The organism is Hyphomicrobium sp. MC1, assembly GCF_000253295.1.
GTDB lineage: Bacteria > Pseudomonadota > Alphaproteobacteria > Rhizobiales > Hyphomicrobiaceae > Hyphomicrobium_B.
This window is the reverse complement of sequence record NC_015717.1, coordinates 1282907-1307066: the sequence shown is the minus strand read 5'-3', so window position 1 is coordinate 1307066 and position 24160 is coordinate 1282907. Positions and strand designations below refer to the sequence as shown.

At 59.6% G+C, this 24160-nt stretch carries 24 protein-coding genes; 15 read left to right on the top strand and 9 right to left on the bottom strand.

Features of this window, described 5'->3' with window-relative positions:
- Positions 1–612: 612 nt before the first annotated feature.
- Both HYPMC_RS06360 and asnB read left to right on the top strand, forming a co-directional pair.
- On the top strand, positions 613–1458 hold the full coding sequence (locus tag HYPMC_RS06360; protein ID WP_013947028.1) for a MoxR family ATPase: 846 nt from the start codon (positions 613–615) through the stop codon (positions 1456–1458).
- A gap of 457 nt (positions 1459–1915) precedes the next feature.
- Positions 1916–3958 (top strand): asparagine synthase (glutamine-hydrolyzing), encoded by a 2043-nt coding sequence (asnB, locus tag HYPMC_RS06355; RefSeq protein WP_013947027.1) that lies wholly within the window; start codon positions 1916–1918, stop codon positions 3956–3958.
- Between the two features lie 48 nt (positions 3959–4006).
- Here the strand turns inward: asnB and HYPMC_RS06350 are convergent, their stop codons facing one another.
- A complete protein-coding gene (locus tag HYPMC_RS06350; protein WP_013947026.1) occupies positions 4007–4684 on the bottom strand; it encodes a TetR/AcrR family transcriptional regulator in 678 nt (225 codons plus the stop codon).
- Positions 4685–4854: 170 nt separating this feature from the next.
- Here HYPMC_RS06350 and HYPMC_RS06345 point away from each other — a divergent pair, with 170 nt between their 5' ends.
- The 5 genes from HYPMC_RS06345 to HYPMC_RS06325 all read left to right on the top strand — a co-directional run bounded on the left by HYPMC_RS06345 (position 4855) and on the right by HYPMC_RS06325 (position 10656).
- Complete coding sequence (locus HYPMC_RS06345) at positions 4855–6156, top strand: HlyD family secretion protein (RefSeq protein WP_013947025.1); 1302 nt, start codon at positions 4855–4857, stop codon at positions 6154–6156.
- A gap of 42 nt (positions 6157–6198) precedes the next feature.
- The gene (locus HYPMC_RS06340; RefSeq protein ID WP_013947024.1) at positions 6199–7785 is read left to right on the top strand and encodes a DHA2 family efflux MFS transporter permease subunit; all 1587 of its coding nucleotides are present in this window, start codon (positions 6199–6201) and stop codon (positions 7783–7785) included.
- Between the two features lie 180 nt (positions 7786–7965).
- Positions 7966–9126: a patatin-like phospholipase family protein gene (locus HYPMC_RS06335; RefSeq protein WP_013947023.1), complete on the top strand. Its 1161-nt coding sequence runs from the start codon at positions 7966–7968 to the stop codon at positions 9124–9126.
- The gene (locus HYPMC_RS06330; RefSeq protein ID WP_013947022.1) at positions 9123–9866 is read left to right on the top strand and encodes an acetoacetate decarboxylase; all 744 of its coding nucleotides are present in this window, start codon (positions 9123–9125) and stop codon (positions 9864–9866) included. Before HYPMC_RS06335 ends, HYPMC_RS06330 begins: the two co-directional genes overlap by 4 nt.
- Before the next feature lie 13 nt (positions 9867–9879).
- Entirely contained in the window at positions 9880–10656 is a 777-nt protein-coding gene (locus HYPMC_RS06325; protein WP_013947021.1) for a 3-hydroxybutyrate dehydrogenase, read from the top strand.
- A 122-nt stretch (positions 10657–10778) separates the two neighbouring features.
- Here the strand turns inward: HYPMC_RS06325 and HYPMC_RS06320 are convergent, their stop codons facing one another.
- Positions 10779–12032, bottom strand: a complete 1254-nt coding sequence (locus HYPMC_RS06320) for an MFS transporter (RefSeq protein WP_013947020.1) — start codon at positions 12030–12032, stop codon at positions 10779–10781.
- 316 nt (positions 12033–12348) lie between these two features.
- On the opposite strand from HYPMC_RS06320, the gene HYPMC_RS24865 reads away from it, so the two are divergent.
- From HYPMC_RS24865 to HYPMC_RS06300, 5 genes are all read left to right on the top strand, one after another.
- Positions 12349–12477 (top strand): hypothetical protein, encoded by a 129-nt coding sequence (locus HYPMC_RS24865; protein ID WP_013947019.1) that lies wholly within the window; start codon positions 12349–12351, stop codon positions 12475–12477.
- Between the two features lie 13 nt (positions 12478–12490).
- Positions 12491–13615 (top strand): type III polyketide synthase, encoded by a 1125-nt coding sequence (locus tag HYPMC_RS06315; protein WP_013947018.1) that lies wholly within the window; start codon positions 12491–12493, stop codon positions 13613–13615.
- Between the two features lie 23 nt (positions 13616–13638).
- Positions 13639–14235 (top strand): isoprenylcysteine carboxyl methyltransferase family protein, encoded by a 597-nt coding sequence (locus HYPMC_RS06310; protein WP_013947017.1) that lies wholly within the window; start codon positions 13639–13641, stop codon positions 14233–14235.
- Positions 14236–14527: 292 nt separating this feature from the next.
- Positions 14528–17533, top strand: a complete 3006-nt coding sequence (locus HYPMC_RS06305; RefSeq protein WP_024275629.1) for an EAL domain-containing protein — start codon at positions 14528–14530, stop codon at positions 17531–17533.
- 236 nt (positions 17534–17769) lie between these two features.
- Entirely contained in the window at positions 17770–18909 is a 1140-nt protein-coding gene (locus HYPMC_RS06300; RefSeq protein ID WP_013947015.1) for a PAS domain-containing protein, read from the top strand.
- 17 nt (positions 18910–18926) lie between these two features.
- Here the strand turns inward: HYPMC_RS06300 and HYPMC_RS06295 are convergent, their stop codons facing one another.
- From HYPMC_RS06295 to HYPMC_RS06275, 5 genes are all read right to left on the bottom strand, one after another.
- A complete protein-coding gene (locus HYPMC_RS06295) occupies positions 18927–19280 on the bottom strand; it encodes a hypothetical protein (RefSeq protein WP_024275627.1) in 354 nt (117 codons plus the stop codon).
- A gap of 220 nt (positions 19281–19500) precedes the next feature.
- Positions 19501–19785, bottom strand: a complete 285-nt coding sequence (locus tag HYPMC_RS06290) for a hypothetical protein (protein WP_013947013.1) — start codon at positions 19783–19785, stop codon at positions 19501–19503.
- A 342-nt stretch (positions 19786–20127) separates the two neighbouring features.
- On the bottom strand, positions 20128–20553 hold the full coding sequence (locus HYPMC_RS06285; protein WP_013947012.1) for a GFA family protein: 426 nt from the start codon (positions 20551–20553) through the stop codon (positions 20128–20130).
- A 214-nt stretch (positions 20554–20767) separates the two neighbouring features.
- Positions 20768–20977, bottom strand: a complete 210-nt coding sequence (locus tag HYPMC_RS06280; protein ID WP_013947011.1) for a ChaB family protein — start codon at positions 20975–20977, stop codon at positions 20768–20770.
- Positions 20978–21150: 173 nt separating this feature from the next.
- The gene (locus tag HYPMC_RS06275) at positions 21151–21396 is read right to left on the bottom strand and encodes an EF-hand domain-containing protein (RefSeq protein WP_013947010.1); all 246 of its coding nucleotides are present in this window, start codon (positions 21394–21396) and stop codon (positions 21151–21153) included.
- Between the two features lie 260 nt (positions 21397–21656).
- Between HYPMC_RS06275 and HYPMC_RS24150 the strand changes: the two genes are divergently transcribed.
- Positions 21657–21914 (top strand): hypothetical protein, encoded by a 258-nt coding sequence (locus HYPMC_RS24150; RefSeq protein WP_155831198.1) that lies wholly within the window; start codon positions 21657–21659, stop codon positions 21912–21914.
- 147 nt (positions 21915–22061) lie between these two features.
- On the opposite strand, the gene HYPMC_RS06265 is transcribed toward HYPMC_RS24150, so the two are convergent.
- On the bottom strand, positions 22062–22256 hold the full coding sequence (locus HYPMC_RS06265; RefSeq protein WP_024275625.1) for a hypothetical protein: 195 nt from the start codon (positions 22254–22256) through the stop codon (positions 22062–22064).
- A 486-nt stretch (positions 22257–22742) separates the two neighbouring features.
- Between HYPMC_RS06265 and HYPMC_RS06260 the strand changes: the two genes are divergently transcribed.
- A complete protein-coding gene (locus tag HYPMC_RS06260) occupies positions 22743–23150 on the top strand; it encodes a hypothetical protein (RefSeq protein ID WP_013947007.1) in 408 nt (135 codons plus the stop codon).
- Between the two features lie 12 nt (positions 23151–23162).
- Entirely contained in the window at positions 23163–23690 is a 528-nt protein-coding gene (locus HYPMC_RS06255) for a hypothetical protein (protein ID WP_013947006.1), read from the top strand.
- A 56-nt stretch (positions 23691–23746) separates the two neighbouring features.
- Here HYPMC_RS06255 and HYPMC_RS23950 read toward each other — a convergent pair whose 3' ends face one another.
- Entirely contained in the window at positions 23747–24109 is a 363-nt protein-coding gene (locus HYPMC_RS23950) for a hypothetical protein (protein ID WP_013947005.1), read from the bottom strand.
- Between the last annotated feature and the right edge of the window lie 51 nt (positions 24110–24160).

The following is a 24160-nucleotide window of genomic DNA, read 5'->3' as shown; positions in this document are numbered from 1 at the left end:
TTCGACGCTGTCGACTTAGCAACAGCCAATGTTCGCGCCGGTACTTTCGCCGGAGTAGCTTTCTGCGGCGGTACCTTGCCAACGGCCGCCTTATGAACGATCTGGGCGATCTTCCCCGTCGCGGCTTTCGTCGGCGTACCCTTTGTAGCGGTCTTTGCCACCTTAATTTTTGCTGCAGCCGGCTTTGCGGCCTTGGCCGGCGTGGACGCGCCGGCTGGGGAAGCCTTGTTCTTGGCCCCATTCTTGGGCGGCCCGCTGCTCTTGGCTGCGGATTTCTTTGCGGCCGCTTTCGACTTCGCGGCCCTCGTTCCGATTGCCTTGCTCATCGTCCGCCTCTCCAGAGGCTGCGTTCGCTCGAGCCGATCATCCTCCGCCGAAGGTCTGACCTGAGTCGGCCTCATCCGGCCGACCCTTATCTATGCGCGAAGGCCTCCGAGTCAAGCACGAGACGAAGCCTTGATAAATTTTGATATGTCCGACTTTTTCCAGTAAAAACATATTGTTATGTCACATCAGCAGACGCCCGACTGTCACCCTCTCCCCACAGTCTGATGCCGAGGAGTGCGCTTCGGTCACCTTGCCCACGCGCCCGAACCCCGCCAAGACAGGATCATGAACTTCGAAGGCACCTCCGCATACGTCGCAACGCCCGACCTCAAGGTCGCCGTCAACGCCGCCATCCGTCTCGAACGGCCCCTCCTCATCAAGGGCGAACCGGGAACGGGCAAATCGGTCCTCGCCGCCGAAGTCGCGAAGGCGCTCGATGCGCCGCTGATCGAGTGGCACATCAAATCGACGACGAAAGCCCAGCAGGGCCTTTACGAATACGACGCTGTTTCGCGCCTGCGCGATGGTCAGCTCGGTGACGAACGCGTCAGGGACATCGCCAACTACATCAAGCGCGGCAAGCTCTGGGACGCGTTCGCTGCGTCGAAGCGGTCCGTGCTGCTGATTGATGAAATCGACAAGGCCGATATCGAGTTTCCTAACGACCTCCTGCAGGAACTCGATCGCATGGAGTTCTTCGTCTACGAAACGGGCCAAACGGTGAAGGCTGAAACCCGCCCGGTCGTGCTCATCACGTCGAACAACGAGAAAGAGCTTCCCGACGCTTTCCTGCGCCGCTGCTTCTTCCACTTCATCAAATTCCCCGACGCCGACACCATGCGCCAGATCGTGGAGGTGCATTTTCCGGGGCTGAAAAACCAACTCGTCAACGATGCGCTGCGCGTTTTCTACGAACTACGCGACGTGCCGGGCCTGAAGAAAAAGCCGTCGACGTCGGAGCTTCTCGACTGGCTGAAGTTGCTTCTGCACGAGGACATTGACCCGTCCCTGCTGCGCGAAAGCGATCCCAGAAAGCTCGTGCCGCCGCTGGCCGGAGCACTGATAAAGAATGAGCAAGACGCGCACCTGCTCGAACGTCTGGCATTCATGACCCGCCGCCGCGGCGAATAACTCCCAATGATCAGGAATTTTTCGGCGATCGCCGCGGTGAACACATGGCGGACAGTGTTTCGTGCAACCCTGACGCGCTCCGCGCTAACCATGAACCGCGATCACGGAGCAGCACGAACGGACGATAGTGGGAAAAAGCAGCGTATCTGCTGCACAAATCGCGCGCGGGACAATTGCAACCGCCGCTTTCTTTCACCCCACGGCCTGTATGCTAACACTTTGCATTAGGCCGCCTAGCCTAGGAAAGTCTCGCGACGCGCGTATTTGTCGCGAATGGTAACCACCATTGAGCGCCGGACTGGCAATATAGCTTCCGGCGCGGCAACTGATTAACGTCGGCGCCTTAGAATTGCAGCGCGTCTTCCGATCCGGCGGTTTGGGATAACGCGAAGATCCCTATATCTGCCCGACGGCAGCAGCAAGCCGCCAGACCATCTGCAGGACCTTGGACGATCCCATGTGTGGCATTTTTGGAATTATCGACCTCAAGAGCCGACGCTCGGTACCGCTATCGGTATTGAAGCGCGCCGCCGATGCCATGCTGCATCGTGGCCCGGACGAAGACGGTTATCTTCAGCGCCCCGGCTTCGGGTTCGCCTCGCGCCGCTTGAGCATCGTCGGCCTTGCCGACGGCCAGCAGCCTGTCTTCAACGAAGACAAATCCATCGCTGCCGTCTTCAACGGCGAAATCTTCGATCATGACGATTGGCGTCAGCAGCTTCGCAGTCTTGGCCACACGCTGACGACCCACTGCGATACTGAACTCTTCCCGCACATGTGGGAGCAGTACGGCGAGGACATGTTCGAAAAGTTCAACGGCCAGTTTGCCGTCGCACTGTTCGACGAGCGCAAGCAGAAGTTCATTCTTGCCCGCGATCGTTTCGGTATTTGCCCGCTTTACTGGACGCGCACGACGCGCTTCGGTACCGACTGGCTCGTCTTCGGTTCCGAAATCAAAACGATCCTCGCCACCGGCCTCGTCGAGGCGAAGCCCGACCCGCGCGGCATCGATGCTCTCTTCAACTATCTCGCCATTCCAGGACCGGCGAGCTGCTTCGAAGGGATCAACATCCTGCCTCCGGGAAAGTTCCTGACCATTTCGCGCGGCCGCGTCGGCGAAGAGGCGACGATCGACGAGCGCACCTACTGGCGGATGGACTTCCCCGACATGGGGAAAGAAACGCGCTTTGCCGATGAGGAAAAGCTCGTCAACGATTTCGAACGCGTCCTCTACGATGCTGTGAAGCGTCGTCTGCGCGCCGATGTTCCGGTCGCCTCGTATCTCTCGGGCGGCGTCGACTCGAGCACTGTCGTCGCGATGGCGAAAGACATTCTCGGCGCCGCACCGACGACGTTCACCGTCAAGATCCGCGACCCGAAGCTCGACGAAACCGAGCAGGCAGCAATCATCTCCAAGCATTTGTCCGCCGACCCGTATGTCGTCGCCTGCGGATCGGAAGAGATCGTCTCGAACTATCAGCGCTTGCTCGTCGCCACTGAAGCACCCGTCACCGATACGTCGTGCACCGCCTTGATGATGCTCGCCGCAAAAGTAAAGGACACCGGCTTCAAGGTCGCGCTGACCGGCGAAGGTTCCGACGAATGGCTCGCCGGCTACCCGTGGTACAAATTCGATCGCATCATCGAAATGATGGGCAAGGTCTCAGGCGGCACTCTGCCGCCGAAGATGCAGCGCTATTTCCATCGCTGGCTTGGCTGCAACGACGAGGCGATGGCCTATCTCGACAAGTGCGCCACGTCTTCGGGCGGCATGCATCCGTTCCAGCGTTTCTACGATCTTCTCGGTGCCTCGCGCTTCCGCTTCTACAGCACCGGCATGATGGCCGGCCTGTCGGACCACGATCCTTATCTGGCAATCGACCCCGACAGCAGCCGGGCGGCGAAGTGGCATCCGGTGAACCGCGGCGTGTACTGGGCAGGTAAGATCCATCTTCCCGGCCAGCTCCTGAGCCTCAAGGGCGACCGCATCGCGATGAGCCAATCGGTCGAAATGCGCTATCCGTTCCTCGACAATAATGTCTTCGACTTCCTTGCGGGCATCGATCCGAAATGGAAGCTCAAAGGCCTGACGGAGAAATATCTGCTCCGCCGCGTCGCCGAGAAGTGGTTGCCGAAGTCCGTCGCATGGCGGCCGAAGGGTATGTTCCGCGCCCCGCTCGATGGCTTCTTCCTCGAACAGCGCCTGCCCTACGTCGATGAGCTGCTCAGCGATGAGTCGATCAAGAAGGCCGGATACTTCGATCCGAAAGCCGTCGCAAAGTGGCGCAACGAATACAAGGATCTCTCCTGGTGGGGCTATCAGCGCCAATCGGGTGAGCTTGGGCTCGTTGCCGTTCTCGCGACCCAGCTTTGGCATCACACCTATATCGACCCGACGCTCGCCAACCTTCCCGACTGGCGCTCGATCGCGGGTGTGCCGTCGGAATGGAGCGATCTCGATTTCGCCGAGACGAGCGGAGTTGAAGAAAGCGTCGCGTGAAGCGGCGGACGCTCCGCCTCTTCCACCGTAGGCCTCAGCCAAATTTAGTTACGCGGCGTTGTTTGCCGCGTAACCCTTCATAAACAGCGCCACACCAGACGCGACGTTCTTCTCGACTTCCTCGATGGCCGGCGGTTCTTTCAGCACGCCGTAGAGCCGCGCCTTGAACAGCGAACCTGGGATCACTTCAAGAAGCTGCGCCGCAGCAAGCCGCGTGTCAGGAATGTCCAGATGACCGGCTTTGACGTGATGATCGAGGTAATCCGCCAACGCTCCGATGACGCGCACCGGACCGGCCTCATAGAATTCCGATCCAATTTCCGGCATCCGTTCCGCCACGCCGATCACGATGCGATGTGCGGCGACGACAAACGGCTGGGACATCGTCGTCAGAATTTCCACGCCAAAACGGTGCAGCACAGCGACGATCGGTAGATTGACGTCAAGCAGAGCGATCTTCTCAGCAATCTTGCGATCACGTTGCTCCGCGCAAATCGCGGTGAAGAGGTGTTCTTTGTCCTGAAAATAAACGTACAGCGTCGCCTTCGAAACCTGCGCGACGCGCGCCACGTCACTCATGCTGGTGGCATCGAACCCCAGCTCCGAAAAGATCCGGCCCGCCCCCTCCAAGATTTGACGCCGCTTCGCCGGGTCCGTGCCCGCCGCCGGACGGCCGCCGCGCCGTTCCTCTTTCCGTTCCGACTTTGCGAACTGAGAACCTTCCATCGATCACACCCTGCCCAAACCGAACCTTAAGTTCAGTAAATTTATATTAACAAACGAACCAAACGGTTCAGTTTCTACTTGCTATCCACTTTTGAACGCTGTATGTCAAGCACAAATTGAACCAAACGGTTCAGTGCGGTGACGTTTGGTCGTTGAACGAGGCGGGCGTGATGGCCAGGAATAATTTGAACAGCGTTTTGACAATTCGGCGTAACGGTTCTGACGACGCGGAAGCGACGACGACCGTGGCAGAGCACGGTCAACCCGGCGTGTCCGGCGTACAAAAGCCTGCTGAACAGCAATCCACAACCGCAGAAAAATCCGAGCAGACGCCATTTGAGCGTTCCGCCGAAGCACCTGCCGCGCGCGAGAAAGGCTCTGAGGCCCCGGTCAAAGGCGCAGCACCCGCCAAAAGCTCACGCCGCAAGCCGATCTTCATGGGGCTAGGCGCGGTTGCTCTGCTGGCCGCTGCCTACTTCGCCTATCAATACATCACCGTCGGTCGTTTCATGATCTCGACCGACGACGCCTATGTCGGCGCCTACATGTCGATCATTTCGCCGAAGGTCTCCGCCATCGTTACCGAGGTCCCCGTCGTCGACAACGAGGCGGTGAAGGAAGGCCAAGTGCTCGTCCACCTCGATGAAGGTGACTATCAGCTTGCCCTCGATCAGGCGCAATCGAAGCTCGCCACACAGATGGCTGTCATCAAGACTTTCGACGCACAGATCAAAGCAGCCGAAGCCAACGCCGCGCAAGAGCGCGCCCAGCTCGATGCGGCGAAAGCCAACGTCATCAAGACCAAGGCAGACTATGAGCGCACTCAGGCCCTGACCGCCAAGGATTATGCGACGCAAGCCGCGCTCGATGCCGCGGTCGCCTCGCGCGACTCGGCTATTGCGCAAGTGAACGCGAACGAAGCCGCCATCCAGTCGGCGGATGCCAACGTCGCTCTGCTCCACGCCCAGCGCATTCAGGCGGAAAAGACGGCGAAGGAACTGCAGGTCGCAGTCGATCAGGCCAAGCGCGATCTCTCGTTCACCACCATCCGCGCCCCGTTTGACGGCGTCATCGGCAATCGCGGCGGCGTCCAGGTCGGCGACTACGTCACGCCCGGCAAGCGGCTGATGGCCGTCGTGCCACTCGACAAGGTCTTCGTTGACGCGAACTACAAAGAAACCCAGTTGCCGCCGATCGCGGCCGGCCAGACGGCGACGATCTCCGTTGATGCGCTCGATGGCGAAGACTTAAAGGGCACGGTGCAAAGCGTATCGCCCGCATCGGGATCACAGTTCTCCCTGCTCCCCCCGGAGAACGCGACGGGCAACTTCACGAAGATCGTGCAGCGCGTGCCGGTCCGCATCGCGATCCCTGCCTCCGAAGCAAGGGGCAGATTGCGCCCCGGCCTCTCGGTCGTCGTTAGCATCGATACGCGCACGACGCCAAAGACCGAAAAGACGGCGCAGAAATAGCGCCGTCCGCAAACCTATTCGGAAACAATCCGGCAATCGCTCATGACCGACGCAATCACATTTGCGGATGAACCGCAGAAGCTCGAATGGATCGGCGTTACGCCGCGGCAGCTCGCGGGCTTCATCGCCATGGTCTTCGGCATGTTCATGGCGATCCTCGACATTCAGATCGTGTCGGCGTCGCTGCAGGAAATCCAGGCCGGCATCTCGGCGAGTTCCGACGAAATCCCGTGGGTTCAGACGTCTTATCTGATCGCCGAAGTCGTGATGATCCCGCTGTCGGGCTTCCTCGGCCGGGTGTTCTCGACGCGTGCGCTGTTTTTCTCAGCGGCCGTCGGCTTCACGGCAGCAAGCGCACTATGTGCCACCGCGACGACCATCAACGAGATGATCGTCTACCGCGCCATTCAAGGCTTCATCGGTGGCGGCATGATCCCCAGCGTCTTCGCAGTCGCGTTCTCGCTCTTTCCGCGCTCGAAGCAGAACATCGTCTCGCCGATCATCGGCCTCGTCGCCACGCTCGCGCCGACCATCGGCCCGACCGTGGGCGGGTACCTGACGGACACCTATTCCTGGCACTGGCTGTTCCTGATCAACGTCGTGCCCGGCATCATGGTCGCGACGGCCGTGTTCTTCCTCGTCGATTTCGACAAGCCGAATTACGCCCTGCTCAATCACTTCGATTTCATGGGTCTGTTCGGCATGGCGATGTTCTTAGGCTCGCTCGAATACGTGCTCGAAGAAGGCCCGCGCTATGATTGGCTTGACGACCAGACCATCGCGACGTTTGCGGTGCTGACCGTCGTAGGCGCCGTCATCTTTTTTCTGCGCGCCGCCTTCGCGAAAGAACCAATCGTCCAGCTCCGCGCCTTCAAAGATCGCAACTTCGCGTTCGGATCGGCCTTCAGCTTCACGATGGGCATCGGCCTCTACGGTTTGACCTACGTCTATCCGGTCTACCTCGGCCAGGTCCGCGGCTACGACTCCTTGATGATCGGCCAGACGATGTTCGTCACCGGCGTCGCGATGTTCTTGACCGCGCCGATCAGTGGCCGTCTCGCCGGCATTCTCGATCCGCGCGTCATGATGTTCACCGGCTTCATGGGTTTCGCGCTCGGCACCTATATCGCGTCCTACATCACCCCCGATTGGGATTTCTGGGAGCTTCTCGTTCCGCAGATCCTGCGCGGTTCGTCGTTGATGCTGTGCATGATTCCGATCACGAACTTGTCGCTCGGCACGCTCCCCCCGGAGCAGATCAAGAACGCGTCCGGCCTTTTCAATCTCACGCGCAACCTCGGCGGCGCTGTCGGCCTTGCGATGATCAACACGCTGCTGAACAAGCGGCTCGACTTGCATCTCGCACGTTTGCACGAACAGGTCGCATGGGGCCATCAGGTCGCGGAAGAACGGCTGGCGATGATGCAGCAGAGCTTTTCACAAGCCATGCATGCGGACGGCGACATGGCTGCATTGAAAAAGCTGGCGATGATCGTCCGCAATCAAGCAAACGTGCTGTCGTTCGCCGATCTCTTCCTCGCACTGACGGTGCTGTTCGTCACCGCCGGGTTCTTCACGCTTCTGATGCGCAAGCCCGCTCCCGTTCCTGCTGGTGCCGGCGGTCACTAAACGGCGACGCAAATCGTTCATAAATTTCACGTCGCGAGTTACGAGACGTTTAGCAAGATCGAACATTCGCCCCCTTGCCTTTGCGGCCAATCTACTGCATTGCAGCAGAGCCTGAGAAATACCCGAGGTTTCACAACCTCTCCGTCTCCATAGCCACCCCAAGCTTGGTAGATAGAAAACATGGCCCAGCCCAACGGCAGCGCGGCAAAGAACACCGAAAAGACCGTGCTCGTATTACAAGGCGGCGGCGCCCTCGGCGCTTATCAGGGCGGAGCATTCGAAGCGCTATGTGCCGCCGGACTCGAGCCCGAATGGGTCGCTGGCATTTCGATCGGCGCCATCAACTCTGCGATTATCGCAGGAAATCCTCCTGAACGCCGCGTGAAGCGGCTTCGCGAATTCTGGGACCGGGTTTCCAGCCATCTTCTGCTGCCACCCCTCGCAACCGACAACGCCTCACGCAAGATCTTCAACGAGACCGCCGCCGCGCTCGTCGCATCGACCGGCGCGCCGGGCTTCTTCGATCCGCGCTATCCGCCCGCCGTCATCATGCCGCCCGGCACGGTGCAGGCGATCAGCATCTACGACACCAGCCCGCTGAAGAAAACGCTTCTCGAACTTGTCGACTTCGACCTGCTGAACTCGGGAAAAATGCGCATCAGCGTTGGTGCGGTCGAGGTCGCAACCGGAAATCAGGTCTATTTCGACAGCGCCACCACGAAAATCATTCCCGAGCACATCATGGCGAGCGGCGCGCTGCCGCCAGGATTCCCGCCCGTATCTATTGACGGTATGCTCTATTGGGACGGCGGCATCGTCTCGAACACGCCTCTGCAATACGTTCTCGACGGCAGCCTCCCGCGCTCCGACATGTGCATTTTCCAGGTCGATCTGTTCAGCGCCCAGGGTACCGTCCCCGAAACGCTCTTTGACGTTCAGACCCGCGAAAAGGAAATCCGCTATTCGAGCCGGACGCGCTTGAACACCGACTATTCGAAGCTTCTGCAAGAGCTACGCCGCGCCGTGCGCCGCCTCGACGGCGTACTGCCGGACGACATAAAATCAACGTTCGACTGGAAACTTTTGACGCGCCACAGCTGCAACGCCGCGATCACGATCGTCCATCTCATTCATCGCCGCGCCGTCTATTCCACGCAGTCGAACGACTACGAGTTCTCGCGCTACACCGTGAACGAGCATTGGCGCGCCGGCATCGACGACGTCGAGCGCACGCTCAGCAACCCCGCTTGGATCAATCGGGAAAAACCGGAAGACGGCGTGATGGTGCTCGATCTTACGAAAGAACTCAGCCCGCCACCGCCTTCGGAGACACACAGATGAAAATTGCGGACGTCAAGAAACGCGCCTTTGCGATGCCTTTGACAAGTCCTGCCTTCCCTCCCGGCCCCTATCGTTTCATCAATCGCGAATATCTCATCATCACCTACCGCACCGACCGCGAAGCCCTCGAAAAGGTTGTGCCCGAGCCCCTCACCTTCGACGAACCCATCGTTAAATACGAATTCATCCGCATGCCGGACTCGACCGGCTTCGGCGACTACACCGAATCCGGCCAGGTCATTCCGGTCAAATTCAACGGCGTCGAAGGCGGCTATACGCACGCCATGTTCCTGAACGACGGCCCGCCAATCTATGGCGGCCGCGAGCTGTGGGGCTTCCCGAAGAAATTCGCCAAGCCCACGCTCGGCCCCGACATCGACACACTCGTCGGCACGCTCGATTACGGCAGCGTTCGCATCGCGACGGGTACGATGGGCTTCAAGCACAAGGCGCTCGATCCTGCCACCGTCGCCAAATCGCTCGCCGTGCCGAACTATCTTTTGAAAATCATTCCGCACGTCGACGGCAGCTCTCGCATTCTCGAACTCGTCGATTACCGCCTCGAAGACGTGACCATCAAAGGCGCATGGAGCGGCCCCGGCGCGCTCGATCTGCACCCCCATGCCCTCGCGCCGATTGCTGACCTGCCTGTGCGCGAAATCATATCCGCGACACACATCCTCGCCGACCTGACCCTCGGCCTTGGCAAGGTCGTCTACGACTACCTCGAAGAGAAATAAGGAGACGCCCCCAATGAAACTTGACGGCAAAGTCGCGCTCATCACGGGCGCCGCAAGCGGCATCGGCCATCAGATCGCTCGGCGTTACGTCGAAGCGGGCGGCCGCGTCGCCATCGCCGACTTGAACCTCGATGCTGCCACTGCCGCCGCGAAGGAACTCGGCGGCGAGAAGGAAGCCATCGCAGTCGCCATGGACGTCTCGAACGAAGATCAGGTGAACGCCGGTGCCGAGAAAACCGCGAAAGCCTTCGGCACCATCGACATTCTCGTCTCGAACGCCGGCATCCAGATCGTGCACCCGATCGAGGAATTCCCGTTCTCCGATTGGAAGAAGATCATGGCCATCCACGTCGATGGCGCGTTCCTCACGACTAAAGCCTGCGTGAAATACATGTATCCGCAGAAGTCCGGCGCGCTGATCTACATGGGCTCGGTCCACAGTCACGAGGCCTCACCCCTGAAGTCGGCCTACGTTGCGGCCAAGCACGCCATCCTCGGTCTCGGCCGCGTCATGGCGAAGGAAGGGGCGCAGCACGGCGTCCGCTCAAACGTCATCTGCCCCGGCTTCGTGCGCACGCCGCTCGTCGACAAGCAGATCCCGCAGCAGGCGCACGAGCTTGGCATCACGGAAGAACGTGTCATCAAGGAAGTGATGCTCGGCGAAACCGTCGACAAGGAATTCACGATGGTGACCGACATCGCCGAGGTCGCCCTCTTCCTCGCCGCCTTCAAGACCAACGCCATGACCGGCGAAAGCATCATCGTCAGCCACGGCTGGCACATGAACTGACCCGACAAAAAAAAACGCACAATGACGTCATCCCAGCGCAGGCCGGGATCCATACATCCCGCAACATTGCATGTGTGGATCGTTGTCTGGGTGCCGACCTCCGTCGGCATGACGGCCTTGTGCTACTCCCCGGGCGCGGCCTGGGGTAGATGATGCCGGACGTGCTGACCGTGTTTGGGGTCGGTTACCACCGAAATCACCCAGAACACCATCCCGCCGACAGCAAGCACTGCGCCGACCCAGCCGGTCGAACTCCAGCCGTACCCGTACGAGATCGCTAATCCTCCAAGCCACGGCCCGATCGCATTCGCCGTGTTGAACGCGCTATGATTGAGCGATGCTGCAAGTGTCTGAGCATCGTCGGCGACATCCATCAGCCGCGTCTGCAACGGAACGCCTAATGCACCGCCGCAGCCGATCATAAACACGACGAACGATACGGCGTAGATATTCCCGGTGGCGAACGGAAAGACCGCCAGCCAGAACGCACTCCACACCAGCAGGCCGCCCGCCGTCGCCATCAGCGCCCTGTCTGCGAGCCACGCGGCGACGAACGTCCCGATCGTCATACCAAGCCCGAAGACCATCAGCACGATCGGCACGACGCCAGGCTCGACGTGCGTCACGTCAACCAGCGTGGTCGCCAGATACGAGTAGACTGCGAACATACCGCCGAAACCAATCGCACCGATCCCGAGCGTCAGCCAGACTTGCGGCCGTTTCAGCGCGCCGAGTTCGCGCATCATGCTCGCGCCCACGATCGGCTCATCGCGCGGTACGAAGATTGAGACGAGCAGCACCGTCAGCAGTGCCAACACACCGACGATCCCGAAGCCGACGCGCCACCCGAGTGCCTGCCCCATCCAGGTCGCAACCGGTACGCCAATGATCGTTGCAATCGTCAGGCCGATCAGCACGCGTGACGCCGCCTGCGCCCGCGCATTGGGCGGCACGAGCGAAGCAGCAACCAGCATCGCCACGCCGAAATAAGCGCCATGCGGCAGGCCGCTCAGAAAGCGGAACACAACCATCATTCCGTAGGTCGGCGAAAGCGCGGTCATGACATTGAAGACGGCAAAGCAGGCCATCAGCGCCAGCAGCAGTTTCCGCCGCGGCCACTTCGCCGCCAGCACCGCGATCACCGGCGCCCCGACGACAACCCCGAGCGCATAGGAACTGATCGCATGCCCAGCCATCGGTTCGGTAATGCCGAACGTGGCGGCGAAATACGGCAATAGACTCATCGCCGCGAATTCAGTCGTCCCGATCGCAAAGCCGCCCATCGCCAGCGCGAACAGCACGAGGCGCACCTGTCCGCGCGTCAACGTCGCCGGAGCGGCATTCACATTGTCGAATCCGTTGGCGTTTGCCTCCACGCGGAAGCCTCCCCTCTCGCTTCGCTGCATCGCGCAACGTGCGCTGCAGCAACTGGAGTAACCGCGTATCTTACGGAAATCGTTCCAAGTCGAGATGTCACGCGCCCGGATTTTGCAAGTGCGAACTGTCTCACGCTCATAGCTCGCGGTTTAGCGCCGATACTTTGGGCTTTTTACGCGTGCTGCGGCCGAACGCCCCCCTTCGAGCGCGCCAGGCTGTTCCCCAGGGAACAGCCGCGATGGACCGCCGGATCGACAAACGCCCACGAACCCGCTGCCGGCCCGGGCTTCTCCTGCCAAAGAGATGGAGACGGTCATGCAAACGAAGCGACCGACGTTTCTCATCCTTCTGTTCGCAATTCTATCGACGGCCGCAGTCGTTCAGCCCGCGTGGGCCGGTTGCCCGCCGCCGGACATTCAGCGCTCGGCCTTAGTGCCGGCATAGAAAAAGTCTGCTCATGACACTTCTACCAATCAACAAGCCTGAACTCCGCCTCGGCCTCCCGCGCGCTTCCGCAGCCCTGCCCGTCGAGATCCTGTCGATTGCCACGGCCAATCCGTCGCGGCGCTACGCTCAAGAGGATGTGCTCGCCAACGCGGCCGAGGTCTTTCCGCAGTTCTCGCGCCTGAACAGCCTCTTCGCTCATACCGGCGTCGCACACCGCTACATGTGCCAGCCGATGTCATGGTATCGCGAGCGGCATTCGTGGGAAGAACGCACCGCTGCTTATCAAAGCAGTGCACTCGACCTCATGGAGCGCGTGGCTCTCGAAGCGATTTCTCGCGCCGGTCTGAAGCTCTCCGACATCGACGCCCTTGTGACCAACACGATCACGGGCCTGGCGATCCCGAGCCTCGACGCATTGCTGATGAACCGGCTGGACTTTTCTCCCACGGTCGAACGTTTGCCGATCTTCGGTCTTGGCTGCGGCGGTGGCGTCGCCGGACTTTCGCGCGCGGCCCGCCTCGCGCAAGCCCAACCCGGCCGGAATGTTCTTTTCATCACCGTCGACCTTTGCAGCCTGTGCATCCGCCCGAATGACGCCAGCGCGACGATGTTCGTTGCCTCAGCGCTATTCGGCGATGGCGCCGCAGCGGTCGTTTTGCGTGCATCCGACGACGGAAGTCGCGCGCCCTCGGGTCGAACAGGTATGCAGCGACCCGCGCTCATTGCATCCGGCGAACATCTCTGGCGCGACACTCGCCACATCATGGGCTGGGACGTGAAAGAGGACGGCTTCGGCGTGGTGCTGAGCCCCGAACTGCCCGCCCTGATGCGCGCCAACCTCGCGCCCGTCGCGAACGCCTTCCTTGAACGCCATGACCTGAAACTCTCCGATTTCAAAGGCTATCTGTTTCATCCCGGCGGCCGGAAGGTTCTCGAAACGGCGGAAGATGTGCTGACCCTTGACCGATCCGATCTTGCTCATTCCTGGGCCGTGCTCCGCGACTTCGGCAATATGTCGTCGGCAACCGCGCTCTTCATTCTCGCTCGCGCGATCCGCCAGAACGACAAAGGCTTGCATCTTCTCGCCGCGTTCGGACCCGGCTTCTCCGCGTATTTCGCAGCGCTCGACCTCTAGCTTTTCATTTCGGAGATTTCGTCATGATCATCGACTCTCTCGGCTGGCCGCAGATCGCTGCCCTACTTCTGCTCGCGCAGCGCGGTCTCGAAGAACTTTATTCGCAGCGAAATACCAGCCGACTACTCTCCGCCGGAGCACGCGAAATCGGCCGCTCCTATTATCCCGTCGTGGCGACGACGCATTTAGCTTGGATTGCAGCCATATTCTTCCTGATTGCGCCGAACGCGGAAATCTATATCTCGCTCGCAATTCTCTACGGCATTCTGCAAATCATCCGATATTGGGTTATCGGCTCGCTCGGCCGATATTGGACCCACCGCATCATTACGCTCGACAATGCCCCCGTAGTCGACCGCGGTCCCTACCGGCTGATCCGGCATCCGAATTACGCCGTGACAATCGCCGAGACGTTCCTTTTGCCGATCGTGTTCGGCCAATTGGCCTTGGGCGTCATTATCGGCGCGATCTGGTATTCTGTGCTGATTTACAAGATCGAACTTGAGGAACAGGGTTTGTTCGGCCGCCGCCGACAATCCCGGGTGGGTGGCGACAAAGCCCCTGCCGCCCTCCTCAGTGCTCCGGTCCGCAGCCCGCCGCGCTCCATCCGACTTTCGTGAATCAATTCTTTACTTTTGTCTCGCCGTAGGCGCTAACACCTTCCAAATTCGCGCCAAAAATTTATCCGCACGCGCTCCTACAATCATGCCCTTGACCCAAAATTAATCTAAAAGCCTCAGCCTGACCGCAAGTCGGGTGATATGGAACGAGAGTGTCTTCGTTTATTTTTGGAAACTCTCTCTCCAACGCAATTCCGGAACAATTGAGAAAATCGGAATAGGCGGACGATAGGTCCGTTGGGGAACGAAAGCATTTCTGATGTCGGTTAGCGGGGTCCGGACATTCTCTCGATTGAGAACTCTGCACATCACCGATGGCGAAGGCCTCACCAATGCGGTTGCCGTGGCCGTCATCTTCGGAATTGTTGCTTATCTCTCGGCCGCATTCACCCAGGACAGCAACGGCGTCGCCACCATCTGGCCTGCGAACGGCATCGTGCTTGCTGCGCTCGTTCTTGCGAAACGTCCGTGGCGGCGGCAGCAGATTTTATCGGCCGTCCTCGTCGCAAACATCATCGCGAATTACTTCGCTCTGCGCGGAGCGGCGGCCAATGTCGGCTTTGCGCTGACGAACACCATCGAACTCTGTACGGCTTTCCACGTTCTGCGGCTCAGGGAGTCTGAGCCTTTCGAATTCCGCAGTGTCCGCTTTCTGATCTCCTTCTCGATCGCCGCCGCCGCAGGCGCGCTTTTGTCATCCATCGCGGCCTCGATCGTCTCGAACTTGACGACGGGGGCTATAAGCTGGCGCGTCTTCAGCTCGTGGCTGTTTGCGGATCTCCTTGGCCTACTGCTGGTAACGCCGGCGCTCGTGCGCTTGCGCCAGGAAAGTCAGGGGCCGCCGTCCTCCACCGCAGCATGGGAAGCCTATGCCCTGTTCGCTGCGCTCGCCTGTGCAATGGTCATCGTCATCGCATTAAAGCCCCTTGGCTTTGTGGTTCTGCCGGTGCTCGTCTTGATCGCCTGCCGGCTCGGCCCCAACGCGACCTCGGCCGCAGCGCTAATGATGTCGACGATGCTCTTCGTTGCGACGGCAGCCGGCATTCGCGTCGGCATCCAGTTTAATGACGTATCCTGGCTGACCGACACTCAGCTCATGCAGCTCAGGACGCTGACGGTCTTCATGATCGTGATGCTGCTTGCCGAAGCGATCGACTCTCAGTCCCGCCTGCAGGAACGTCTGTCCGCTGAGATCGCCCTGCGCGACGAACTGAACGACCACCTGCGAGCCCAGGAGCATACGATGTCGGCTCAAAATGCCGAAATCGAGAAAGCCCACCACCGGCTCAAGGAAGCAATCGATATCCTTCCCGAAGGCATCGTCATCCTCGACGCCGAGAACCGCTACGTCGCCTGGAATAAGCGCTACGCTGAGATTTACCAGCGCGCTCGCGACACGATTGCCGTCGGCCGCAGCCTTGAGGAAGCGCTGAGGATCGGCCTCGAACGGCAGATGTACCCGGAGGCGTTCGGCCGCGAAGAAGCCTGGCTCGCCGAGCGCATCAAAAACCTCGAAATCCCAGCGGCCTCGCATGAGCAGCTTCTCGACAACGGCCGCTGTTATCTGATCGAAGAATGCCGCACCAGCGAGGGCGGCTTGATCAGTCTGCGTATCGACATCACGGAGATGAAGCAGCGCGAGGCCTCGATCCGGCTGCTATTCGAAAACAACCCGCTGCCGATGTTCGTCGTCAGTCGCGATAAGCAGGCGATCCTCGCCGTCAACACCGCCGCGATTGCGCACTACGGCTATTCCCGCAAGGATTTCTCGCTGCTATCGCTCCGTGACATTCAAAACGGCGATCTGAACCTGCCGCACGATCACGGCATCCCGCACATTCTGCCCACTGAAGAAGCACAGCTGTTCAAGCACTATCGTCGCGACGGCCGCTCGATGGAAGTCGAAGTCTACGTTCGCCCGCTCATTCACGAGGGCGGCGACGCCCTCCTGATCGCGGCGATCGACGTCACGGAACGCCGCAAGGCTGACCGCAAAGCCGCCTACATGGCGCGCCACGACGCGCTGACGTCGCTTCCAAACCGTCACCTCCTCGCCGAGCGCATGCAGCTTGCAATGGCGCGTGCCAAGCGCGGCGATCGCATGGCGCTGCTGCTGCTCGATCTCGATAACTTCAAGGTCGTCAACGACACCCTCGGCCATGCCGCGGGCGACGAACTCTTGCAAGTCGTTGCCGACCGTTTGACCGGTGCGCTGCGCGAAAGCGATACGGTCGCCCGTCTCGGCGGCGATGAATTCGCCGTGCTCGTGATCGACCTCGACCATCCCTCCAGCGTCACCAAGCTCGCCCAGCGCCTGATCACGATCCTGAACGAGCCGATCCGCCTCGGCCGTAAGGACGTCATCTGCGGCGGCAGCATCGGCATCGCGATGGCCCCCGATGACAGCTGCGATCCCAACGAGCTGTTCCGGCTGGCCGACCTCGCCCTTTATGCCGCCAAGGAAGATCAGCGCGGCACATTCCGCCTGTTCGAGCGCGAACTCGATGCGAAGGTCAAAGCCCGCAATTTACTCGAAGCAGAAATCCGCGAGGCCATCACCAACAACGAATTCGAGCTGCATTACCAGCCGATCTACGGCGTCACGACAATGATGCCTATCGGCGCCGAAGCGCTGCTTCGCTGGCAGCATCCGCGCCTTGGGCTCGCCTCCCCCGCAGACTTCATTCCGATTGCCGAGGAAATCGGCATGATCGCCGAACTCGGCGCGAAAGTGCTGCGTCAGGCGTGCATCGAGGCCATGTCGTGGCCCGAGCATATGAGCGTGTCCGTTAACATCAGCGTGGTCGAACTCGAATCCGAAAGCTTCGTCGAAACCGTCAAAGCCGCGCTGGCGGAATCTGGACTCTCCAGCCACCGTCTGACCATCGAAGTTACGGAATCGATGATCATGAAGGATATCCAGCGCGCAACTCACGTCCTCCATCAGGTCTGCGATCTGGGTGTCGAAATCGCGATGGACGATTTCGGCACGGGCTATTCATCTCTCAGTTCGCTAACGAAAGTGCCATTCCAGAAAATTAAGATCGACCGTTCGTTCGTGCGCGACCTCGCCGTCTCGATGGAGGCCCGCGCCATCTTGGGCACGATCGTCGATCTCGCCCGAACGCTCGGCATGCTCACCACCGCCGAAGGTGTCGAGACCAACGAGCAGCTCGACATCGTCAAGGAATACGGATGCACGTCCGTGCAAGGTTTCCTCTTCAATCGCCCCGAGCCTGCCAACGTCATCCGCAAAATCCTGAACGGACCAGACAACGCCAGCCGTACGGCCGCCTGATCCCAATCCGTACTTTGTATGTCAAGAAATCAATAAACGGCGATCAAATCCGCGCTGTGCACGGAAAAAAGACTGCACACTGATTAATTGGTGGACTTCCGGTAACGATCAGACAAAAGTTTCTTTCTCATTATCCAAATGGGTGATGCAGGTCAGCGCAGCACCGTTTGAGAATTGCTGCATTGCAGCCACCTATTGATTTCTAGCGTTTATGTTTTCATCACAGGGGGGGGCCTTTGGTAGAGGTCGATTGCGCTACTACTCGCGCCCCCCTCAATTTCCTCAACAACATCTACGATTGCTCGATGGACCCGAGCCGCTGGGCCACTGCCCTCAGTAGCGCCGCCCGATTGATCCGCGGCTGCGCAGCCGCAATCGTTTCCCAGACACCCGGCGACAGCGCACGCATGGAAGCGAGCTGGAACGTCAGCACACGTCTTGAACGGGCAATGGTCGCGACGGCGCCCTTGAGCCCTGCGCTTCCCGCTGTCTGGCTGCTTGGAGTCGAGAGGGCATTTACGACGAGAGCACTCTTCGGCAGCAAGGAGGTGGGTAACTCGCTCTGGCACAAAAGAACCCTTCGCCCCGAAGGACTCGATGACGTCGCCATCGTCCCGATCTCGAAGTCCGCCAGATCATTCTCCGTGCTGATGATTGCGCGCCCGGACGCTACCGGCCCCTACGTCCCGCAGGACATCGCAATATTTTCTGCCCTCGCGCCGTACATTCGCCGCGCGACCGCAATCGCACAGCTTCTAGATTACATGCCGCTCGCGCACCATTGTAAGTCGGCGGCGTTCGACCCGATGCGCGTCGGCATCATCCTCACAGACCGCTCCGGCAAAATCCTGCACGCGAATACCGCGGGAGAAAAATTACTCGACGGCTGCGCCCTGCTTTGTCTCGAAGACGAACTCGCCGCCCGCGAAAATCACGGCAACAGTCTGCTGCGCCAAGCCATAGCCGATGCTGGCCGCGGCCGCTCGACCTGTTCGCGCCGCGGGCCGCCGATCATCATCAAGGGATGCGGAACGAAATCTTTGGCCGTGTGGGTTGCGCATATCGACGAGCACGTAAGGCTGCCGGTCGGCGTCTCTTGCTGCGCGCGCGTTGCAGTCTTCGTCAAAGCGTTCGATACAGCGGAGCGTTCACCCGCCGAAACGCTCCTGCGCCATCATCCGGTGAGCATCGCCGAGAGTTGGCTGCTCTCGCTGCTGGCGCAAGGTCTCTCGCTTGACCGCGCAGCCCAAGCGCTTGCCATCTCGATGCCCGCTGCGCGTGACGGTCTTGCTCGCATCCTGCGGCGGACGGGTATTCACGACGAAGCCGAACTCATTGCCTGCCTAACCGGCAAACCGGCTTTGATCCCTGCATGAAGCCGACGACCGAGCGCTCACTGCTCGATTGGAGACGCGCTGCTGAGCGTGACAGCGGCAGGATCGACCTCGATCCGGCGCGTGCTGCAGTTGGCCTTCGCGATGTAGACGCTCACGCCGTCGGGTCTGATACCGGCTACAGCGTCTCCGGACGCGACCGCCGCCTCGACCTGCTCGCACGCGGTGCGCGGCATCCAATGCGTCTGGATTTCGCCGTTCGCCAGTGTCGCAACAAGCAAAGAATTGTTGTCGAGTGCTATCGGGATGTTTTGGGGCTTGAGCGCGTCCGGCGCGGACGTGCTGACTCCCGCGATACCGCTGGCAGACGCCAGAACGATGAACGCGGACGCAACCAACTTCGTGCTAAACATAACGCAACCTCCCACAACTGAGGGCAACCCAGCATAAGGCGGAACCTTAGGCCAACGTCGACAGCCACGAAGTCCACATAAATCGAGTATTGCACAGGCGGGCTGTGCAAAACCCAGCGTCAGGAAGCTGGCTATACGCACCTGATGGCAGCAGTCGGGCAAAAAGATGCCCCGGCCTTGACGGTCCGGGGCATTAGTCTGAACGGAAAAGACCGAGACTTTAGTAGCAGTAGCGGCGGCCGTGACGCCAATAGCAGTCATCGTAAGCGCTTGCGGCAGCAGCGCCGGCAATCGCCGCACCGACGCCGAGCGCAATCCAGCGCCCGTTGTGCCAATACCCGCGTCCGCGATGCCAATGGCGGCCATAGCCACGTCCATAGCGGCCATGCCAGCCGTTGTGATAGCCGCCATGATAATGCCGGCCGCCCGCGTCAGCGCTGGTCGCGAACGTCATGAGCGGCAGAGCCGAAACCAACGCGGCGGCGAGCCCGATATATTTTCTCATTTCTTCCTCCTTCGGCGGGTGGCCCGCCGTCTTCTGAGCGCAGAACGCAGACACCCCGGAATTTGTTTCACTCGGGCGCCGCTGCGTTTCGTTTCGTAAATGGGGCAACGTGAACGAAATGCTATGAGACCGTGCGCCGCCGCGGCACGAACCGGTTTCGCCGCCTTACATTCATCGCATGTTCATTGCGGCCGTATTGCGGATTGCCGCCTCTCTCGACTTGCTGACACACCGCTTCGAACGTCATCGCGACGCGCAGCTTGCAGCCGACATCCGCAAAAGAAAAAGCGCCCGCCGAAGCGAGCGCTCATCATCTAAAGTGCGAGCCGCAAAGGCCGAGCCTCACTCAGCGATAACCTCGCCCGAGCCGCCGAACTCCTTCGGGAAATCCTTGAGCTTGGGAAGTCCGTCCTTCATCGGCAAAACCGTCTCAGCATAGTTCACATGAACTTCGGGTTTGAAAGCCAACGTCGGCAATATCGCCGCGTAAACGTCGACAAGCCCAAGCGGCGGATGATTGGTCATCACGTGACCGCCGCATTTCGTGCAGTACTGTCGCTCGCTCACCGGTGTCTTCTGATACATGCCGATGAATTCGGCGCCTTCCGTCACCTGGACCGCATCCGGCTTCCACAGCGTGAATGCATTGACGGGCCCCGCCGACCACGCGCGACACGAATTGCAATGGCAATAGCCCATCGCATCAGGCGCGCCTGTCGCCTCTACCTTTACAGCTCCGCAAAAGCACTCACCTTTATACGTCGGCATTTCCTCAACCTCGTTTCTGCTGGATTGGATAATGCCAGACTTATATCTCAGCCAGGGAAATTCAGTTCGGCTTTTTTGTAGTGCCTAGCTTGCAACAACCGGAAGCGCTGCCCTGGCGAGTATCAGATTTTAAATCCTCGACCTCTGTGAGCAAAAGCGGCCGCCATTATCAGTCGCCATGAGCTTCAGTTCGGTTGCCCATTATAAAGCCGGATCATCCCGGAACGCCGCGCGGAACCCACTGACCGCCTTCCTTGACGTACATGCGCTTCACCGCCCCCCAAGCCACGCGAAAAGCCCGCTCTTCATCGCCGGCGTATTCTTCGAAAGCCGAATTGAAAGCGGCACGAAAAATGTCTTGCGCATGGTCCGGCAGATGATCGCGCACCGACGGCGGCAGGTCGTCATTCACGGCGTAGGGCATGGGTGCCTCATAAAAATGAAACCGCACCGGAAAGCCTTGCTGGCAGGAAAAGCTCCCCCAGCAAGGCTGACGTCTATTGACGCCTTTCACGCCGTCGGCGCAAGGCGTTCGTTCCGAGCAATGGCTATGAGAAAATCAGAAAGCCATTGGGTCAACATATTGCACGTCGCCGGTCACTTCGTGATCAATCCTTTCGCGCAACCCGCCTTGAACTCTTCCCAGTTGATCGCGCCGTTGTGGTCGAGGTCGACCTGATCGAAACTTGCGATAAAAGGTTTCGCTGTGTCTGCCGTGAGATCAACTCCGCCTGCTGCTTTCCACGTCGCTTCGCAATCGGCGTCGCTCAATGGCGTTTGCGCCTGCGCTGAAGCTGCAACGAACAAAGTGGCGAATGACAAAATGAAAATGGTACAACGCATGAAACTTTCTCCCTAGTAAGAAACAAACGCACCGCATGTATATCGACGCACCATTCTTGAGTGGATGTCGTCGATGAATGATCGTGCATTTCGTATGGCAGGGCGCAATCAAGTTTTCGTCGAATACCGGACATTATGCCGGTTCAGCGCAATTTCCTTCGCTAATTTCGATTTTGCATTGCACACAGAGCCAGGGCTGGAACCCCGTCAGCCACGACACGTTGATCCTCTGTATCAAAATAAAAACGATGGAGGAAAACATGGCTCTGTGGTCAGACCCGCGCTTTTCCGACACTGAGAAGCGCAATCAGCAACAGCGAATAGAAGATCCGTTCGATAAAGCCGGTATCGGTCCGGGGTTCATGATGTTCGCAGGCGCGGCATTCGGCGTCGTCCTTTTGGCAACCCTCATCGGTCTCGGACATCCCGAACGCCCGACGACGCTGGCCGACCGCTCGCTGGATCAGCCGACGCAATCGCAACCGGCGCATCAAGGGCCGCAGGCGCCCCGCGAATGATCCGCAAATGGAACAGGCGTCGTTACCCCTCCACCACGCACCACGACTGTGACGGCGTCTGACCCGGGCGACGATCGCGTCGTCCGGCTGCTGCTGTTAATCTACGAGTTGGAAATTCGATTTGCGCCACAGCGCATCACGAGCGGTTTAGGCGGCCTTGCGAAGCACCGACGCCCGCAGCTTTTCCGGATCGCGCTCGCCGTGATCGGCCAAGTCGAACAGCCGCTCGATGATTTCTTCGACATCAGGGCTATCCGGGGACGCCTGAGCCTCAGCAATGATCTCTTGGAGGATGCGCTGAACCTCGGCGAGTTCATCGGAACTGTACGTGCAAAGTGCCATAACGCTAAACGCGCAGCTCGCGCGGCCTCATGAAATTTGAGCGGCGGGTCATGCAGCGCAGCCAGCAAGTTGTCCATGCACGGGATTGCATGGCTGATCTCACGGGAATGCGGCCCAAGGCAGGACTGCCGGTAAACGTTCGTCGGCCCAGCCGACCAACTCAGACGACAAGCCGAACGTCGGTTTTCGCCGCCCGCAAATGCTAATTGATTGGTCCACATTGCATTTGCCGGTTGGTCCGAGCCGCACCGAACTGACGACAACTGATTAAAATTGCGCGCTAACCGCTCGCAAAGCCCATGCCCAAATGGGCTGTATGTCGACCATAGCGAAGCACGCGTGTGCTTTCGCCGCGATGGGAAACTCGCTTCCTTTTCCTTTACCAACGCCCTGAATGGATCACGTCCGCTCGCGCGCTGCTTCCTTGACTAGCCTGGAAACCAATCAGACTGCGCCTTTTCAAATAAAAAAATATAGGGAGCGGTCATGCCAGTACGAAAACCCGGTACAATCTCCGCCAGCCTCATAATTGTTATCCTCGTCGCGACAGCTATCGGCGCGCTCATCGGTTTGGTGCTGAGCGGCACAGAATTGAGTTCCCGCACAATTGCGATCATTGCCGGCTTGGTTGCAACCACGGTGGCCAGCATCATCCGCTATAAAGTGATTTTTCTTGGCGCCGGATTTGGCGCTGACGACACGCGCGTGCCGGGTCTTGTCGTCACGTATTCGGCCATCGCCTCAATTGCCGGAAGCCTGGCGGCACACGACCTTTATGGCGACGTTCTTGGCCAAATGCCCGTTTTGCTCGGCGCGCTGGCGGGGCTCTTCTCGGCCATCATCATGGCTATGCTGATGATCACCTATCATACGAACACGCATTATAACCAATAGGGTGTGAGCGTCATGTCATTCTCAAACAAGGACGAAAGAAGCCTTCTCAGCCACGACGAATACGAAGTCGTTAAGTCGTCGCATCACCCGGCAATTTATGATCTCGACAAAGACGGGCTTCGGAACTTGGCGCAGCGTCTTGAAGGATTTCGCGACAAAGAAAAAACCTTCACGCGCCAAAAGCGTCGCGAGACCAAAGGCACCGCGGACAAACGCGGCAAGAGCTTTCCAGGTACGGCGGAGCATCCCGCAAGACGAAAGCAGGTCTTCGCCCATGCTCTGAAGCGCGTAAAAAAAGAACGCGCTCTTATCTATGCGCTCGAAGTCAAAGCCGACCACGTCGAAGCGGCACATCGGGCGCTGGCGCTTCACCGGGAAAACAAATTTGCTCACCATCCCTCTGGCGGACAAACGGCGGGTGCCGGTCAAAAAGACAAGGGTGGCGCGCCAAAACGTGTTCGCACGCCCGGCGCCAAGATCGGCAGCATCCTCAAAGCGAATGCCAGAGCGCAGGCCAAACGCGACCAACGGCCAAACTAGCAAACGAATGGAGAGCGTCGGCCATTGGTCCGTTCGGCCGACGCCTCAACACGCCTTCACCATCCCACATATAACGAGTCATACGGACGCCCATACCTGACGGCTCCATAGGGTGGATAGACGGCCGGGCCAGGATAGTAGCGAGGGCCAGGATAATAGACGACGGGAGGCGCATACGCGACCGGCGGCGGCGGCGCGTAATAGTAGGGCCCGTAAGCAGGATAAGCCGGATAAGATGGATAGTACGCGTAATAGCCGGGATACCAGTAGCGGCGATGGGTGACCTTCATCGCGACACTCTGATGTTTAGGTATCGGCGCTACGAAATTCGCAGCCGCAACAGAACTGACCGAAGCGAAACTTCCAAGAGCAGTAAGGACGCCAGCAAACACACTTGCTGCCAAGATCACTTTACGCATGGAACACTCCCAGACGTTATGGGTCCCCGTCCAGCGCGGACTAACAATCTG